This window comes from Citricoccus parietis (assembly GCF_042433045.1).
In the GTDB taxonomy this organism is placed as follows: Bacteria; Actinomycetota; Actinomycetes; order Actinomycetales; family Micrococcaceae; genus Citricoccus; species Citricoccus parietis.
The window spans coordinates 137904-153634 of the sequence record NZ_JBHLWH010000013.1 but is presented as its reverse complement, the minus strand read 5'-3'; the positions used below and the strand labels follow the sequence as shown (position 1 = coordinate 153634).

General features: G+C 68.3%; 14 protein-coding genes. 13 read left to right on the top strand and 1 reads right to left on the bottom strand.

Annotation, left to right across the window (positions count from 1 at the left end; all coding sequences use genetic code 11):
* Positions 1-26: 26 nt before the first annotated feature.
* The 13 genes from ACFFIO_RS04700 to ACFFIO_RS04640 all read left to right on the top strand — a co-directional run bounded on the left by ACFFIO_RS04700 (position 27) and on the right by ACFFIO_RS04640 (position 15370).
* A complete protein-coding gene (locus tag ACFFIO_RS04700; protein WP_378040424.1) occupies positions 27-1517 on the top strand; it encodes an aldehyde dehydrogenase family protein in 1491 nt (496 codons plus the stop codon).
* A gap of 20 nt (positions 1518-1537) precedes the next feature.
* A complete protein-coding gene (locus ACFFIO_RS04695; protein WP_378040423.1) occupies positions 1538-2722 on the top strand; it encodes an NDMA-dependent alcohol dehydrogenase in 1185 nt (394 codons plus the stop codon).
* 10 nt (positions 2723-2732) lie between these two features.
* The gene (locus tag ACFFIO_RS04690) at positions 2733-3323 is read left to right on the top strand and encodes a UGSC family (seleno)protein (protein ID WP_378040422.1); all 591 of its coding nucleotides are present in this window, start codon (positions 2733-2735) and stop codon (positions 3321-3323) included.
* Positions 3320-4444 (top strand): hypothetical protein, encoded by a 1125-nt coding sequence (locus ACFFIO_RS04685; RefSeq protein WP_378040421.1) that lies wholly within the window; start codon positions 3320-3322, stop codon positions 4442-4444. The genes ACFFIO_RS04690 and ACFFIO_RS04685 overlap by 4 nt, the downstream gene beginning before the upstream one ends.
* A complete protein-coding gene (locus tag ACFFIO_RS04680) occupies positions 4441-5304 on the top strand; it encodes an SDR family NAD(P)-dependent oxidoreductase (RefSeq protein WP_378040420.1) in 864 nt (287 codons plus the stop codon). Before ACFFIO_RS04685 ends, ACFFIO_RS04680 begins: the two co-directional genes overlap by 4 nt.
* Before the next feature lie 13 nt (positions 5305-5317).
* A complete protein-coding gene (locus tag ACFFIO_RS04675; RefSeq protein ID WP_378040419.1) occupies positions 5318-6499 on the top strand; it encodes a zinc-dependent alcohol dehydrogenase in 1182 nt (393 codons plus the stop codon).
* 30 nt (positions 6500-6529) lie between these two features.
* The gene (locus tag ACFFIO_RS04670) at positions 6530-7525 is read left to right on the top strand and encodes an amidohydrolase family protein (protein ID WP_378040418.1); all 996 of its coding nucleotides are present in this window, start codon (positions 6530-6532) and stop codon (positions 7523-7525) included.
* Positions 7526-7673: 148 nt separating this feature from the next.
* A complete protein-coding gene (locus ACFFIO_RS04665) occupies positions 7674-9461 on the top strand; it encodes an ABC transporter substrate-binding protein (RefSeq protein ID WP_378040417.1) in 1788 nt (595 codons plus the stop codon).
* Complete coding sequence (locus ACFFIO_RS04660) at positions 9458-10516, top strand: ABC transporter permease (RefSeq protein ID WP_378040416.1); 1059 nt, start codon at positions 9458-9460, stop codon at positions 10514-10516. The genes ACFFIO_RS04665 and ACFFIO_RS04660 overlap by 4 nt, the downstream gene beginning before the upstream one ends.
* Complete coding sequence (locus ACFFIO_RS04655; protein ID WP_188805426.1) at positions 10503-11387, top strand: ABC transporter permease; 885 nt, start codon at positions 10503-10505, stop codon at positions 11385-11387. Before ACFFIO_RS04660 ends, ACFFIO_RS04655 begins: the two co-directional genes overlap by 14 nt.
* 8 nt (positions 11388-11395) lie before the next feature.
* Positions 11396-12427, top strand: a complete 1032-nt coding sequence (locus tag ACFFIO_RS04650) for an ABC transporter ATP-binding protein (protein ID WP_378040415.1) — start codon at positions 11396-11398, stop codon at positions 12425-12427.
* Positions 12424-13458 (top strand): ABC transporter ATP-binding protein, encoded by a 1035-nt coding sequence (locus tag ACFFIO_RS04645; protein WP_378040414.1) that lies wholly within the window; start codon positions 12424-12426, stop codon positions 13456-13458. The genes ACFFIO_RS04650 and ACFFIO_RS04645 overlap by 4 nt, the downstream gene beginning before the upstream one ends.
* A gap of 121 nt (positions 13459-13579) precedes the next feature.
* On the top strand, positions 13580-15370 hold the full coding sequence (locus ACFFIO_RS04640) for an ABC transporter substrate-binding protein (protein WP_378040413.1): 1791 nt from the start codon (positions 13580-13582) through the stop codon (positions 15368-15370).
* 78 nt (positions 15371-15448) lie between these two features.
* Here the strand turns inward: ACFFIO_RS04640 and ACFFIO_RS04635 are convergent, their stop codons facing one another.
* A complete protein-coding gene (locus ACFFIO_RS04635; RefSeq protein ID WP_378040412.1) occupies positions 15449-15691 on the bottom strand; it encodes a hypothetical protein in 243 nt (80 codons plus the stop codon).
* Between the last annotated feature and the right edge of the window lie 40 nt (positions 15692-15731).

The window sequence follows — 15731 nt, the reverse complement described above, 5'->3', positions numbered from 1 at the left end:
CAGCGCCCGAGACGGAAGAGAACACCATGACCGCAGTCATCGATCCCCAGGCCACCCTCGACACCCCGCTGCTGGCAGACAACGTCCAGCTGATCGGCGGGGAATGGGTCCCCGCCGCCTCCGGCGAGACCATCGACGTCATCAACCCGGCCGATCGCGACCTCCTGGGCCGGGTGCCCCGGAGCAACGCTGAAGACGTGGATGCCGCCGTCCAGGCCGCCGAGCGCGCCCTGCCGGGCTGGCGTGACACGAATGCAACGGCTCGGGCCGGGCTGCTGCTGCGCTGGGCATCCCTGGTGGAGGAGAACGCCCAGATCCTGGACCAGCTGGAATCCCGCGACGTCGGCCGTCCCCACTGGGGGCCCTCGCCCCTGGCAGGGATGATCCGCTTCATCGCCGGCCAGGCGGACAAGGTCCAGGGCGTCTCTCTGCCGACCTATTCGCCGGATGTCCTCGGCTTCACCTTGCGCGAGCCCTACGGCGTGGTCGGGGCCATCATCCCGTGGAATGCGCCCGGACCGATGTTCACCAACGAGGTTGCCGCGGCGATCGCCGCGGGCAACACCATCGTCATCAAGCCGGCCGAAGATGCACCCCTGGCACCCCTGGCGTTGGCCCGGCTCGCCATGGACGCCGGGATCCCGGCCGGCGTGATCAACGTGGTCACCGGCCTCGGATCCGAGGCCGGCGCCGCCATCCCGAGGCATCCCGGCATCCGGCGCGTGGGATTCACCGGCTCACCGGCCACTGGCTCACTCGTGATGGAGTCCTGTGCCCTGAACCTCATCCCCCTTCACCTGGAACTGGGCGGGAAGTCACCCCAGGTGATCTTCCCGGACGCGGACCTCGCCGTGGCCGCACCCGCGATCGCCACCGGCATCACCCTGAACACCGGGCAGATCTGCGCCGCGGGCTCCCGGGTGGTGGTGCACCGCAGCGTCCACCAGGAAGTGGTCGAGCGGTTGGCCGAGGCTTTGCAGAAGGTCACCGTGGGCCCCTGGCACCAGCAGGTGAACATGGGCCCGTTGATCAACGGCCGCCAGCACGAGCGGGTCAGGGGATACATCGAGGCGGGTAGGGCCGGCGGCGCTGACGTGGTTGTGGGGGGTGACGCGCCCTCCGGCGCCGACTACGGTAACGGATTCTTCGTCAACCCCACCCTCTTCGACAACGTCAGCCCGGACATGAGAATCGCCCAGGAGGAGATCTTCGGTCCCGTGCTCTCGGTCATCCCGGTGGATGACGAGCAGGAGGCCATCGAAGTGGCCAACGGCGTGGACTACGGGCTGGTCGCGTCCGTGTGGACCCAGGACGTGGGCACCGCCGTCCGGATGTCCCGGGCGCTGCAGGCCGGCCAGGTGGGCGTCAACAACGCCCTGGGCGCCGGCGTCATCGGCGGCCCCTTCGGGGGTTACAAGAGCAGCGGCTTCGGCCGGACCATGGGCGCCGATGCCGTCCTCAACTGGACGCAGATCAAGACCGTCTCGATGCGTGGCGCCACGCCCGCGGCCCACTGAACGAAAGGCAGAACGACATCATGGCTATCACCACGCCCACTGCGGCCAGCGAGCAGTCCACCAGCGCCCTGACCGGCGGTGCCACCCTCACCACGAGGGCGGCCGTCGCCCGGGGGCCCCACGACGGCTGGCAGGTCACCGACCTGCAACTGGACCCGCCGAAGGAGCACGAGGTCCGGGTCAAGCTCCATGCCTCCGGCCTGTGCCATTCGGACCACCACATCACCGCCGGGGACGCCCCGGTCCGCTTCCCGATCGTGGGTGGTCACGAGGGGGCCGGCATCGTGGAGTCGGTCGGCCCGAGCGTCACCCGGGTGAAGCCGGGGGACCGCGTGGTCTGCGCCTACATCCCGGCCTGCGGCTACTGCCGACCGTGCTCGACCGGGCACCAGAACATGTGCGTCAAGGGGCTTAATGCCGGGACGGGCATGTTCCTGGACGACACCTTCCGGTTCCACGACGGTGACGGAGAGGACGTCGGCGGATTCTGCACCCTGGGCACGTTCTCCCAGTACACGGTGCTCTCCGAGTACGCCGCCGTCCCGCTGCCGGATGACATCCCGTTCGAGCTCGGTGCGCTCGTGGGCTGCGGCGTCCCCACCGGGTGGGGATCCGCCGTCTATGCGGCCGAGGTCCGCGCGGGGGACACCGTGGTGATCTTCGGAGCCGGCGGTGTGGGCTCCAATGCGGTCCAGGGGGCCCGCTACGCCGGGGCCAAGAACGTGATCGTCGTGGATCCCGTGGCCTTCAAGCGGGAGTCCGCGCTCGAGCTGTTCGGGGCCACGCATGCGTTCGCCACGGCCCAGGAGGCCCATGACTTCGTGGTGGAGACCACCTGGGGGCAGCTGGCTGACAAGGTCATCATCACTGCGGACGCCGTCACCCAGGAGATGGCCAATGCGGGCATCGCGATGACCGGCAAGGGCGGCAAGCTCACCATCACCTCGGTGGGCCACCTGAACGAGCAGGCCGTGACCATTCATGCCGGACTGCTCATCAGCTACCAGCGGCAGATCCGCGGGGCCCTGTTCGGTGACTGCAACCCGTTGTATGACATCCCGAAGCTGTTGGGCCTCTACCGGACCGGGGACCTCAAGCTCGAGGAGCTCATCACCCGGAAGTACACCCTCGACGAGGTGAACACGGCCTATGAGGATCTGCTGGCCGGCCGCAACATCCGCGGCATCATCGTCCACGAGCAGTAGGAGCGCGTCCATGACCCACACCATCCTCGATCCCACCGGCAGGGGGGCCCAGCCCGCGGGGTCGGCTGCAGGCCCAGCCGACCCGCAGGACCGTCCGACTCCGGAGCTGGCGCCCCGGCCGGCGTCGTTGGCCGGGGCCCGGGTCGGGCTGCTGGACAACACGAAGCACAACGCCCTGCTGTTCCTGACCGTGGTGGGGGAACTCCTCGTGGAGGAGCACGGTGCCGCGTCCGTCGGCATCGTGGAGACCAAGAAGAACTTCTCCATCCCCGTGGACGAGGAGATCGTCTCCCGCTACCGGGAGTCGTGCGACGTGGTGGTCACCGGAGTCGGTGACTGTGGTTCCTGCAGTGCCGCCGCCGTGGCGGATGGGATCAACTTCGAGCGGGCCGGCCTGCCGGCCGCCGTGGTCCTCACCGACGCCTTCGACATCACCGGCCGCACCATGGCCGGCGTGCAGGGGGCACCGGACTACGAGTGGATCCGGACCGAGCACCCGATGGCCGTACTGACCGAGGAACAGGTGCGGGAACGCGCTCGCCTGTTGCTGCCGGAGATCCTGTCCACCCTGACGGACCCGGACCGCGAGGTGCGAGCATGACAGCGGCGTCCGTTCAGCACGAGCAGCACGTTCAGTCTCTGGACCCGGCCGCCGCCCAGAGCGCGATCGAACACGCCTACGAGCAGGGCTGGACGGACGGGCTGCCCGTGGTCCCGGCGACCCAGGACCTCGTGGACCGGTTCCTCGCGGCCGCTGGCCGCCCCGCAGGCGAGGTGCTCAGCCACCTGAAGCAGGTCGACCGCACCGTGACGGTCGAACTGCTGGCCATCAACGCGGCCATGGCCGGATGCCGGCCGGAGTACTTCCCGGTGGTCTTGGCCGCCTGGCAGGCGCTCTCCCAGGAGCGGACCACCGGTGGCGGCGGCTGGCAGTCCACCAGTGGACCGGCCCCGTTGATCATCGTCAACGGACCGCTGCGCCAGGAACTCGGATTCAACAGCACCGGAGGGGTGTTCGGGCCCGGCTTCCGGGCCAATGCCACCGTGGCCAGGGCCATCGGCCTCACTGTCCGCAACGTGTACGGGATCCGCCCGCACGAGCTCGAACAGGCCACGCAAGGCCTGCCCGGACGGTGGTCCATCTGCCTCGCGGAGAACGAGGAGGAAAGCCCCTGGGCCCCCCTCGCGGAAGACCTCGGGGTCAGCGGCAACGCCGTGACCTCCACGTTGTTGCGCACCAGCGAGTTCGTGGACAACCGGCATACGTCCGATCCGGAGCAGTTGCTCGCCGACTTCGCCGACACCATCGGCCGTTCCGGCCCGTGGATCTTCCGGAACGCCGGAGCAGGCGTGGTGCTGTGCCCCGAGCACGCCAACCAGCTGGCCAAGGCCGGGTTCTCCCGTGCCGACGTGGCGGCGTGGCTCGCCGAACACTCCGGACGCACCAAGGGCCAGCTGGCCTCTGTGGGCAAGGACCGGGCCAACGAGAACGGAGTCCGGTTCCCGGGGGCCACCGGCGACAACAGGGACACCACAGACCCGGACCAGTTCCAACGCACCATCGCTGACCCGGCCTCCATGATCGTGGCCGTGGCGGGGTCCCGCAACGCGGGGATCTCCATGGTGGTGCGGTACTTCGCCGACTGGTCCGGGAAACCCGTGGCCATCACCACCGGAACACCGCAACCCACCGGCACGTCACCACAGAAGGATGATCGATGACCAGCACTGACGTCGAGGAACGCCTGACCGGCACACCGCTGGAGGATCCGCTGGCCGCCCGGGGGACCGCCCGGATGGCCGGGCGCCGAGCCCTCATCACGGGGGCCGGACAGAATGGGGACCTGCCCGGCGTCGGGTACGGCATCGCCCGGCTCCTGGCGGCCCGCGGCGCGTCCGTGGTGGTGTTGGACCGCAGCGCGGAGGCGGCCCAGCGCACCGTCGACCGGATCACGGCCGAGGGCGGCACGGCCCACGCCCTGACCGCGGACGTGACCACCGATGCCGCGTGTGAGCAGGCCGTGACCGAGGCCGCCGGACTCCTCGGCGGATTGGACACCCTGGTGAACAACGTGGCGAGCGGAGACCGGGCAGGGATCTTCGAGGTCACCCCCGAACGGCTCGACGAACTGATGAACATCAACTTCACCTCCGCCTGGTCCGTCACTCGCCACGCGGTGCCCCATCTGCCGCCGGGCAGCGCCATCCTCAACATCTCCTCCGTGGGGGTGAGCGCTCGCGGACCCGGCATGCCGTACTGCGTGGCCAAGGCCGGCCTGGAGAACTTCAGCGTGGGAGCGGCCTCCACGCTCGGGCCGCAGGGGATCCGCGTCAACTGCATCGAGGTGGGTGCCATCTGGGGCTCCTTCGCCGCCGCCAATATGGACGAGCGCTTCCGTGAGGCCCGCCGGGAGAGCACCACCCTGAAGAAGGAGGGCAGCGCCTGGGACATCGCCCATGCCGCCGCCTTCCTGCTCAGCGACGAAGCCCGGTGGATCACCGGCCAGATCCTGGCGGTGGACGGCGGCCCCTTCGGGCGCAGCGGCCCCGCCACCCCGCCCGTGGCCACCGTGGCCCGCTAAGGAGAGACTGACGATGACTCAGCGTTTGCATGACCACCTGCCGGACACCGTGAGGGCCGTGGTCCAGACCGGTCCCAGCGCCCTCGAGATCCGGGAGTTCCCCCGGCCGGTGATCGGCCCGGACGATGGCCTGATGAGGGTCGAGGCCAACGGTATCTGCGGTTCGGACGTGGAGATCTTCCGCGGCCATCTCCAAGGCAGGTCGAGGCCGCCCTTCATTCCCGGGCACGAGCCGCTGGGCATCATCGAAGAGCTCGGCGAACGTGCTGCCGAACGGTGGGGCGTCCAGGTGGGTGACCGCGTGGCCCTCGAGGTGATCGTGCCGTGCCGGTCCTGTGCCGACTGCCTCGTGGGCCGCTACCAGGCCTGCCGCCACAAGCAGAACGGCCATGGCGTCACCCCGGTGGACGTGGAGCCGTCCCTCTACGGTGGTTTTGCCGAGTACCTGTACCTCGCGCCCAACGCGGTGATGCACAAGGTCGACCCATCCCTACCCATCGACATCGCTGCCATGTACAACCCCCTGGGAGCCGGAGTCCGCTGGGCGGTGGACCTGGGCGAGGTCGGCCTGGGGGACACCCTCGTGGTCCTCGGGGCCGGCCAGCGAGGGCTGGCCGCTGTGATGGCGGCCAAGGCCGCCGGCGCCCGCACGGTCATCATCACCGGGCTGGAGTCCGACCGGCACAAGCTGGCCGTCGCCGCGGAGCTGGGCGCGGACCACACCGTGGTGGTGGACGGGCCGGACGGACGGGACATCGTCGAGGCCGTCACGGAGATCACCGGGGGCCGGATGGCGGATGTCTCGCTGGACCTGACTCCCATGGCGGCGGGACCGGTCACGGACGCCCTGAAGGTCGTCCGCCACGGCGGCCGCGTGGTGCTGGCCGGATTGAAGGGCGGTGGCGAGATCCCCCTCAGCACGGACCTGCTGATCAACCGGGGACTCACCGTCCGGGGCGCCTACGGCGTGGACGCTGCCGCCAACGAGAAGGCCATCGCCCTGCTGGAATCCGGACGCTTCCCGCTGGAACGCCTGCACACCCACACCTTCGGCCTGGAACAGGTGGCCGAGGCCATCGAGACCCTCGCCGGAGACCGCGAGGACAAGAGCGCCATCCACGTCACCGTCCAACCCCATCTCGGCCGAACCCTTGATCCAGTGGTGGCGCCGCACCTCCTGACCACGAGCCACTGAGTCATCCCCGAACGGGAGAAGGACATCCCCATGATCATTGACGCCCATGCCCACGTGCTGCCAGACGGCTACCCCGAGGACGCCCCGTCCTGCTTCCCCTCCATGGAGTCCGTGGCGGGCTCCACGGACCGCACCCTGGCCTTCGGCGAGATGCGGTTCCGGGCCAAGGACGTGTTCTTCGCCGCTGAACGGCGCCTCGAGGCGCAGGACGCCTCGGGCGTGGACCGGGAGGTGGTCAGCCCGATGCCGCCGCTGCTGAAGTACGACCTCCCTCCCGCTGACGGCCTGGCCCTGGCCCAGCACGTCAATCACTTCACCGCGGAACTGTGCGGCCATGACCCGGACCGGCTGACCGGTCTCGGCATGGTGCCGCTGCAGGACCCGGACGCCGCCACCGGCGAACTGGCCGCGATCAAGGAGGCGGGCCTGGCCGGCGTCGAGATCGCCTCGAACATCCTGGGGGACTCGATCGGGCACGAGAGGTTCCTGGGCTTCTTCCAGGAGGCCGAACGGCTCGGCCTGTCCGTGTTCGTCCACGCCATGCCCTCACACATGAACCGGCTGCCGACGTCCGCCATGGGGACCTATGTCGTGGGGGTGGAGGGCATGTTCGCGGCCGGTTCCATGGTGCTGGGCGGCACGGCCGCCGCCTGCCCGGACCTGCGCATCTCGTTCAGCCATGCCGCCGGCGGCTTCGCCATGATGCTGCCGCGGGCCAACTACTTCTGGGGCGGCGCCTGGAATGAGGGTCCGGTGGACCTGGACCGGGCCGTGATGCACGACGACGGCCCCTCGCCTCTGGAGATCGCGCGGCGGTTCTACTACGACTCGATGGTCTTCGACCACCGGGCGCTGCGCTATCTCATCGACCTGCTCGGAGCCGACCGGCTGCTGGTGGGATCGGACTTCCCCGCGATGCTCCGCGAGGACCCGGTGGCCAAGACCCTGCGTGACATGGACCTGCCTGCGGAGCAGTGGGAGGACATCAGCTCACGCAACGCGCTGCGCTGGCTGGGAGAGGGCTGACCGGCCACCTGCCCTGATGGCTTCCGACTGGCTTTCACCCGATGGAATTCACCTGTGAGCGACTCTCTGACTGGGCCAGACTTCTCGTAAGCGAGATGTGCTGTAGGTCACATCCCGGTCCTGTCGTCCACCACTGTGGGGAGTCGTCATGAGCTGTAGACCACGCCAGAAGGGCCCGCGCCGCGGGGTCCTGGGAACCGTCGCCCTGGCGGCGAGCCTGGGCCTCGTCCTCGCCGGCTGCGGAGCCGGGGATGCCGGCACCAACGCCTCGGACAACGGGGAAGCCGCGGCGGGTGAACCCCAGTCCGGCGGTGACCTGACGGTGCTGCTGGACGCCGGGTACTCCGGCGGCTGGGACACCGGGCTGGACCCGGCCACCTCCAACTCGGTGGGGGCGAATCAGTCGCTGAACTCGGCGATCTTCGGCGGACTGTTCACCCTCGAGGCGGATGAGAACGGTGAGAACGCGGAGATCGTGCCCCACCAGGCCGAGAGCTATGAGTTCTCGGAGGACGGGCTGACCCTGACGGTGAAGCTCCGGGAGGGCATCACCTTCTCGGACGGGACGCCCATGGATGCTGAGGCCGTCCTGTGGAACTGGATCCGCAACCTCAGCTCGGGGAGCACAGGAGCCCCGCAACTGGACCTGGCCCAGGACCTGCCGGTGCCGGAACTGGACCAGCAGTTCCTGGACGACCTCTACGCGGCCCTGCCTGAGGACGTGGACCAGGAGTTGATCGAGCAGCGGCTGGGAGCCATCCGTGCCGTGGATGACGTGACGTTGGAGATCGAGCTCGCCACCGCGAACGGCGCCCTCGTGAACGCCATGCCCTACAACAACCTGAACCTCATCGCCTCGCCGACGGCGTATCGGGAGATGGGTGCCCAGGAGTTCAGTCAGGCCCCCGTGGCGGCGGGGCCGTTCACGGTGGAGGCCAACCGCATCAGTGAGCGTCTGGACCTGGACAAGAACGACGAGTACTTCAAGGACGGCCTGCCGTACTTGGACGAGCTGTCCTTCCAGTCCGTGGCCGGAGACCAGGTCATGTACCAGACGTTGCAGGCCGGCCAGGGCGATGCGATCGAGGGCCTGAGCTCGCTGACCCTGATCGAGCAGGCTCAATCCAATCCACAGGTCACCACCACCCTGGGGGCGCCGACCTCCCCGTACGTGATCCAGCTGAACACGCGCAAGGCGCCGTTCGATGAGAAGAAGGCGCGGGAGGCGATCTACTACGCCACGGATTTCGAGGCCATCAACGAGGGACTGTTCGGCGGGCAGGGTGACATGTCGCAGTCGTTCACCGCGTCCGGTGGCCTGTTCCACCAGCCGGAGGTCGAGGGGTACCGCACCTACGATCCCGAGCAGGCCCGGGAGCTGGTCGAGGAGATCGGCGGGCTCAAGGTCGAGCTGGGGACCACGGACATCGTGACCGCCCGCCAGGTCACCACGGCGCTGCAGACCCAGTGGCAGGAGGCCGGGATCGACGTCACGATCGACTCCAAGCCCCTCGGTGACGTGATCACCAAGTTCGGCACCGGGGAGTGGGAGTCCATGCTCCAGACCGCGGGCGCATGGGACCCGGCCGCCGGCATCGGGGTGGCCGTCCGCTTCGGCTCCACCTCCACGTACAGCGGGACCCCCTTGCCGGAGGGCGCCAGCACCGCGGCCGAGGCCCTGGCGGGTGGGTTGCAGACCGACCTGGACCAGGTCATCCAGGACGCCGCCGGAACGGTGGACGAACAGGAACGTGAACAGCTCTACCAGCAGGCCGCGAAGATGATCTCGGACGAGGCATATGGTCCCTTCGGTATCGCCTTCTCCCCGGCCCAGGTGGTCCGCAAGGGCGTCCATGGCCCCGGGCTCACCACCCCGATTCCTGCCCTGGCGGTCAATCCCGGGGTCATCTACGAGCGCGTGTGGGTTGAACAGTGACTGACACCGCCGTCCACCCCCACGCGGCCCGGCCAGACGGGACCAAACCGCCCGGCAGGCAGGCACGCGGGGCCGCTCGGGGCACCGGCAGCGGCTCGCCCCTGCTCAGGCTGTTCGGCCGTCGCCTGCTCATGACCATTCCGTTGCTGGTGGCCATCAGTGTCCTGGTCTTCGTGCTGCTGGAGATGATGCCCGGGGACCCGGCTCGGAACCAGGCCGGCATGGATGCCTCCGAGGAGCAGGTCGAGGCCGTGCGCCAGCGCATGGGCCTGGACCGGCCCGCCCCGGAGCGATATTTCGGTTGGCTCTTCGGCCTCTTCCGCGGCGATCTCGGTCAGTCTTCCGTCAGCGGCCAGTCGGTGGCGGACATGATCGCCGATCGCGCACCCGTCACCCTGGAGCTGGTCGTCCTCGCCTTCGTGGTCTCCCTCGGGATCGCGATCCCGGTGGCCCTGATGGCCGCACGCAAGCCCGGCGGACTGTTCGACCGGGCCACCATGGTGGTCGCCATGACCATGCTGGCCATTCCGAACTTCGTTCTGGCCATGCTGCTCGTCCTGGTCTTCGCCATCACGCTGCAGATGCTGCCCGCCATCGGGTTCGTCCCCCTGGAGGACGGACTGGTGCCCAACCTGAGATCGGTCGCCATGCCGGTCCTGGCACTGGCCGTCCCCCTGGCAGCCTTCTATACCCGTTTCCTGCGCGGCGACCTCGTCGAGCAGATGAACTCCGCCGACTACGTGGACACAGCCCGGTCCAAGGGCGTCCGCCCCGGGTTGGTCCTCTGGCTCCATGCCTTCCGCAATTCCTCCTTCGGACTGCTGACCATCGTGGGCCTGAACATCGGCACCCTGGTGGGTGGCACGGTCATCATCGAACAGATCTTTGCGATGCCGGGGATGGGCATGATGATGCTCGAGGGTGCGATGTCCCAGGACGTGGCCGTGGTGCAGATGTGCGTGTTCATCTTCGCGGCCGTGGCCGTGCTCGCCAACCTCGTCGTCGACCTGATGTACGCCGTCCTCGACCCAAGGATCCGTTATGGCAGTCACTGAAGCCCCCGCGGTCCTCGCCGCGTTGCCCGAAGTCCACGACGATTCCGACCTGCGCTGGGGCCGCCTGCGCCAACGGCTGGTGGTCGGCCTGCCGGTGGCCTTCGTCAGCCTGCTGCTGCTGGCCTGCTTCGTGGCCCCGTACGTGTTTCCCGTTCCGGCCCCGGTCGGCGGCAGCATCCTGGAAAGCGCCCTGCCGCCGGGCAGCCCCGGCCACCTGCTGGGCACGGACATCAACGGCAACGACGTCCTGGCCCGGCTGCTGCACGGTGGCCAGTCGTCGCTGATCGTGGCCATCTCGGTCAACCTCATCGGCCTCGCCGTCGGTGGGGGCATCGGCGCCTTGTCCGGCTATGTCGGCGGCCGGGTGGACAACCTCATCATGCGCGTCCTGGACGTGTTCATCGCCTTCCCCTCCCTGGTCCTCACCATCTTCATCGCCCAGGCCCTGGGCCCGAGTATCCCGAACACCATCCTGGCCTTGTCCGCCTTCAGCATCCCGGCCGTGGCCCGAGTGGCCCGCTCGGCCACGCTGAGGGTGATGACCATGCCGTACCTGCAGGCCGCCGAGCTCAGCGGAAGCCCGGCCTGGCGCATCCTCCTGAGGCACGTGGCGCCGAACATCACCCCGCAGATGCTGAACTTCGCCATGCTCGGCATGGGCATCGTGATCGTGACGGAGGGCGCCCTGAGCTTCCTCGGCCTCGGCATCCCACCGCCCGCACCGAGCTGGGGGAACATGATCTTCGAGGGCCAGCAATCGATGTCCGCCACACCACTGCTGGTGCTGTGGCCCAGCCTGGCCCTGTTGGCCACGGTGCTGTCCTTCAACCTGTTGGGTGAGAACATCCGCGACGAGATGAGTGGGCGATGAGCACGACCATGACTATCACACCAGATCCGGCCATCACCGACGGGATCGGAGACAAGCCGATCCTCACGGTCAGAGACCTGCAGGTCACGTTCACGCGGGCCGGCAAGCGCATCCGGGCCGCCAAGGGAGTGTCCTTCAACGTCCGGCCCGGGAAGATGCTGGCCATCATCGGTGAATCGGGCTCGGGCAAGTCCGTCACCGTCCGCGCCCTGATGGGCCTGTTGCCGCCCAGCGCCAAGGTCTCGGGGTCCGCGGACCTCGACGGCAAGGAACTGGTGGGCCTGAGTGACCGGAAGATGCGGTTGGTGCGGGGCCAGGAGATCTCCATGGTCTTCCAGGACCCGGCGCGCTCGTTGAACCCGACCATGTCGGTGGGTGCGCAGATCGTGGAATCAGTCCGGACCCATCGAACGATCGGCCGCAAGGAGGCAGCGGAGAGGGCCGTCGAACTTCTCAAACTGGTGCGACTGCCGGCCCCCGAGAAGAGGTTCCACCAGTTTCCGCACCAGCTGTCCGGCGGCATGCGCCAGCGCGTCATGATCGCCATCGCGCTGGCCTCCGACCCCAAGGTCCTCATCGCGGACGAGGCGACCACGGCCTTGGATGTGACCACCCAGGCCCAGATCATGGAACTGCTGGTGGACCTGCGCGAGCGGCTGGGGACCGCGGTCATCATGATCAGCCACGACCTGGGACTGGCGGCCAGCTATGCCGACGAGGTTCTCGTCATGTATGCCGGCCAGGTGGTGGAGCAGGCCGAGACCTCGGAACTGTTCGCCAACGTCAGGATGCCGTATACTCGCGCCCTCCTGGAAGCCATTCCCCAGGTGTCCCGGCCATCCCACTCGGCCCTGACCGTCATCGGCGGGCACCCGCCGGATCCCTCCCAGCAGATCGAGGACTGCCCGTTCCGGCCGCGATGCGTCCGGGCGACCGAGACCTGTGTCACGGCGCCGGCGCTGCTGGAGCATGACGCCGGCCACTGGTACGCGTGCTGGCATCCGGTGACCGGCGATCCCCGAGAGGAGACTGAGTCATGAGCGAACCGTTGCTGTCCGTCAGGAACATCGTCCAGGAGTTCGAGAGCCGGGGACCCGGAGGAGTGAAGGAGGGAGTGGTCCATGCCGTCTCCGACATCTCGTTCGACCTGATGCCTGGCGAGACCCTGGGGATCGTGGGGGAGACCGGCTCAGGGAAGTCCACCCTGGCCCGTGCCGTGATCCAGATCGACCGGCCGAAGTCGGGATCCGTGGTGTTCGGGGGCGAGGACCTCACCGGGCTCAGCCGCAAAGAGCTGAAGAAGGTCTGGTCCAATTTCCAGATGGTCTACCAGGATCCCTTCAGCTCCCTGAACCCGCGGTGGCGGATCGAGGACGTGGTGGCCGAACCACTGGACAGCCACCGCTCACTGAGCCGGCAGGAACGTCGGGCGAAGGTGCGGGAACTCCTGGACCTCGTGGGCCTGGACCCGGACACCTACCTGCGGCGCAGGCCCATGGAATTGTCCGGCGGACAGGCTCAGCGCGTCGCGATCGCCCGGGCCATCGCCCTGGACCCGGCGGTCATCATCTGCGACGAGGCCATCTCGTCCCTGGACGTCCTCATCCAGGCCCAGGTGATCAACCTGTTCGAGAAGCTCCGCGTGGAACTGGGGCTGTCCTACCTCTTCATCGCCCACGACCTCGCCACGGTGAAGCAGGTCAGCGACCGGGTCGCAGTGCTCTATCTCGGCCAACTGGCCGAGATCGCCCCCTCGGACCGGATGTATGAGACGCCGCGCCACCCCTATACGCGTGCCCTATTGGACTCGGTGCCCGGCCTCGACCCGGAGACCGGGGTGGCCAAGCGCCCCATCACCCTGCCCGGGGACGTCCCGAGCCCGCTGGATCCGCCCTCGGGGTGCCGGTTCCGCACCCGCTGCCCTTTTGCCCAGGACGTCTGTGCGGCCGTGGAGCCGAAGCTGGAACCGTGTTCGGGCGGCGGGTTCGTGGCCTGTCATTTCCCCCTGGACGACGACGGCCTGCCCACCAACGGGCATCCGGAGGGCGCCAGGGCTGCCATGCCCGCGTAGCGCCTTTCGTCCGACGGAAGGTGCATGGTAGCTGCCGGCCACCTGGGACAGACTTCCGTGAAGTCAATGTGACGTGAATCACTCTGGCTGATCCTCCATCACCGTCCTCTTGGGAGTCGTCATGAATACCATGCCCCGCCAGAAGGGTCCGCGCCGCGGGCTCCTCGGCACCCTGGCCCTGGCGGCCAGCCTCAGTCTCGTCCTCGCTGGTTGCGGTGGGGGAGAGCCCAATGCGGAAGGCGAAGCCACCGAAGCCGCCGCCAACGTGGGCGAGCCTCAGACCGGCGGTGACCTGACCGTGCTGCTCGATGCCGGTTTCGCCGGTGGGTGGTCCACGGGGCTGGACCCGGCGACCTCCAACACGGTCGGCGCCAACATGCCGCAGAACTCGGCGATCTTCGGCGGACTGTTCACCCTCGAGGCCGATGAGAACGGCCAGAACGCGGAGATCGTGCCGAACCAGGCCGAGAGTTATGAATTCTCTGAGGACGGGCTGACCCTGACGGTGAAGCTGCGGGAGGGCATCACCTTCTCGGACGGATCCCCGTTGAACGCTGATGCGGTGGTGTGGAACTGGATCCGTGCGCTGAGTTCCGGCAGCACGGGTACGCCCCAACTGGACCTCGATCTCACGCGGGACATGCCGGACCTGGATCAGCAGTTCCTGGACGACCTCTATGCGGCCCTGCCCGAGGACGTGGATGAGGCCGTGATCGAGCAACGGCTCGGGGCCGTCCAGGCCGTGGACGACCTCACCTTCGAGGTCCACTTCTCGGTGGCCAACGGTGCCTTCGTCAACGCCATGCCCTCCACCAGCCTGAACTTCATCGGCTCGCCCACGGCGTATCAGGAGATGGGCGCGGATCAGTACAGTCAAGCGCCGGTTGCGGCAGGGCCCTTCACCGTCGACGCCAACCGGTTGTCCGAACGGCTGGAGCTGACCCGGAACGAGGAGTACTTCAAGGACGGCCTGCCGTACCTGGACGAGTTGTCCTTCCAGTCTGTGGGCGGCGACCAGGTGCTGTATCAGACGTTGCAGGCCGGCCAGGGCGATGCGATCGAGGGCCTGAGCTCGGTCACGCTGATCGAGCAGGCGCAGGAGAACCCGAACCTGACCACCACTCCCGGTGCGCCGACCTCTCCGTATGTGATCCAACTGAACACGCGTCAGGCGCCGATTGATGACAAAAAGGCGCGGGAGGCCATCTACTACGCCACGGACTTCGAGGCCATCAATGAGGGGCTCTTCGGGGGACAGGGTGACATGTCGCAGTCGTTCACCGCGTCCGGTGGCCTGTTCTACGAGCCCGAGGTCGAGGGATACCGCACCTACGATCCCGAGAAGGCCCGGGAGCTGGTCGAGGAGATCGGTGGGCTTACGGTGGAGCTGGGGACCACGGACATCGTGACCGCCCGCCAGGTCACCACCGCCCTGCAGACCCAGTGGCAGGACGCCGGGATTGATGTCACGATCGACTCCAAGCCCCTCGGCGACGTCATCACCAAGTTCACCAGCGGCGAGTGGGAGTCCATGCTCCAGACCGCGGGCGCATGGGAGCCCGCCGCCGGCATCGGCGTGGCCGTCCGCTTCGGCTCCACCTCTCCGTTCAGCGGCACTCCGCTGCCGGACGGCGCCGAGACGGCGACCCAGGCGCTGGAGGAGAACCTGAACACCGAGCTCGATGAAGTACTGACGAATGCCGCGTCCACCGTGGACCAGGAGGAGCGCGGCGAACTGTACAAACAGGCCGCGAAGATGATCTCCGACGAGGCCTACGGCCCCTTCGGCATGGCCTTCTCCCCGGCCCAGGTGGTCCGTCAGGGCGTCCACGGCCCCGGACTCACCACGCCCATCCCGGCCCTCGTGGTCAACAGCGGGGTCCTGTATGACCGGGTCTGGGTGGAGCAGTGATGCCACTCCGATGAACACACCGCCACTCACCGCCGGCCGGGGGCAAAGCCCCCGGCCGGCGGCGCGCTCAGACCAGACTCACACCAGCTGGCCGTCGTCGCCGATCTCCGTGGGGTAGGTGATGTCGATGGAGTCTGCGGCGGTGCCGGTGGCGTTGGAGATCATGGCGGCCATCAGGTTCTTCGGCACCAGGCAGTCCCCGCAGACCCCGTCCTCGGCACGGATGCGGGCGTCGAGCCGGTCGCCGGACTCGTCGATCGTCAGGATGTAGCCGTCCGCGGCCAGGGTCTGGCGCAGGTCTTCGAGGGGCTGGGCGGTCATGGTTCCTCCGATGGGTGGTGGGAGCCGAGGCTCAGGGTGA

Bases quoted from the DNA above. Each gene is read 5' to 3' on its own strand.
- ACFFIO_RS04700 (WP_378040424.1), top strand. From the start codon at position 27: ATGACCGCAGTCATCGATCCCCAGGCCACCCTCGACACCCCGCTGCTG.
- ACFFIO_RS04695 (WP_378040423.1), top strand. From the start codon at position 1,538: ATGGCTATCACCACGCCCACTGCGGCCAGCGAGCAGTCCACCAGCGCC.
- ACFFIO_RS04690 (WP_378040422.1), top strand. From the start codon at position 2,733: ATGACCCACACCATCCTCGATCCCACCGGCAGGGGGGCCCAGCCCGCG.
- ACFFIO_RS04685 (WP_378040421.1), top strand. From the start codon at position 3,320: ATGACAGCGGCGTCCGTTCAGCACGAGCAGCACGTTCAGTCTCTGGAC.
- ACFFIO_RS04680 (WP_378040420.1), top strand. From the start codon at position 4,441: ATGACCAGCACTGACGTCGAGGAACGCCTGACCGGCACACCGCTGGAG.
- ACFFIO_RS04675 (WP_378040419.1), top strand. From the start codon at position 5,318: ATGACTCAGCGTTTGCATGACCACCTGCCGGACACCGTGAGGGCCGTG.
- ACFFIO_RS04670 (WP_378040418.1), top strand. From the start codon at position 6,530: ATGATCATTGACGCCCATGCCCACGTGCTGCCAGACGGCTACCCCGAG.
- ACFFIO_RS04665 (WP_378040417.1), top strand. From the start codon at position 7,674: ATGAGCTGTAGACCACGCCAGAAGGGCCCGCGCCGCGGGGTCCTGGGA.
- ACFFIO_RS04655 (WP_188805426.1), top strand. From the start codon at position 10,503: ATGGCAGTCACTGAAGCCCCCGCGGTCCTCGCCGCGTTGCCCGAAGTC.
- ACFFIO_RS04650 (WP_378040415.1), top strand. From the start codon at position 11,396: ATGACTATCACACCAGATCCGGCCATCACCGACGGGATCGGAGACAAG.
- ACFFIO_RS04645 (WP_378040414.1), top strand. From the start codon at position 12,424: ATGAGCGAACCGTTGCTGTCCGTCAGGAACATCGTCCAGGAGTTCGAG.
- ACFFIO_RS04640 (WP_378040413.1), top strand. From the start codon at position 13,580: ATGAATACCATGCCCCGCCAGAAGGGTCCGCGCCGCGGGCTCCTCGGC.
- ACFFIO_RS04635 (WP_378040412.1), bottom strand. From the start codon at position 15,691: ATGACCGCCCAGCCCCTCGAAGACCTGCGCCAGACCCTGGCCGCGGAC.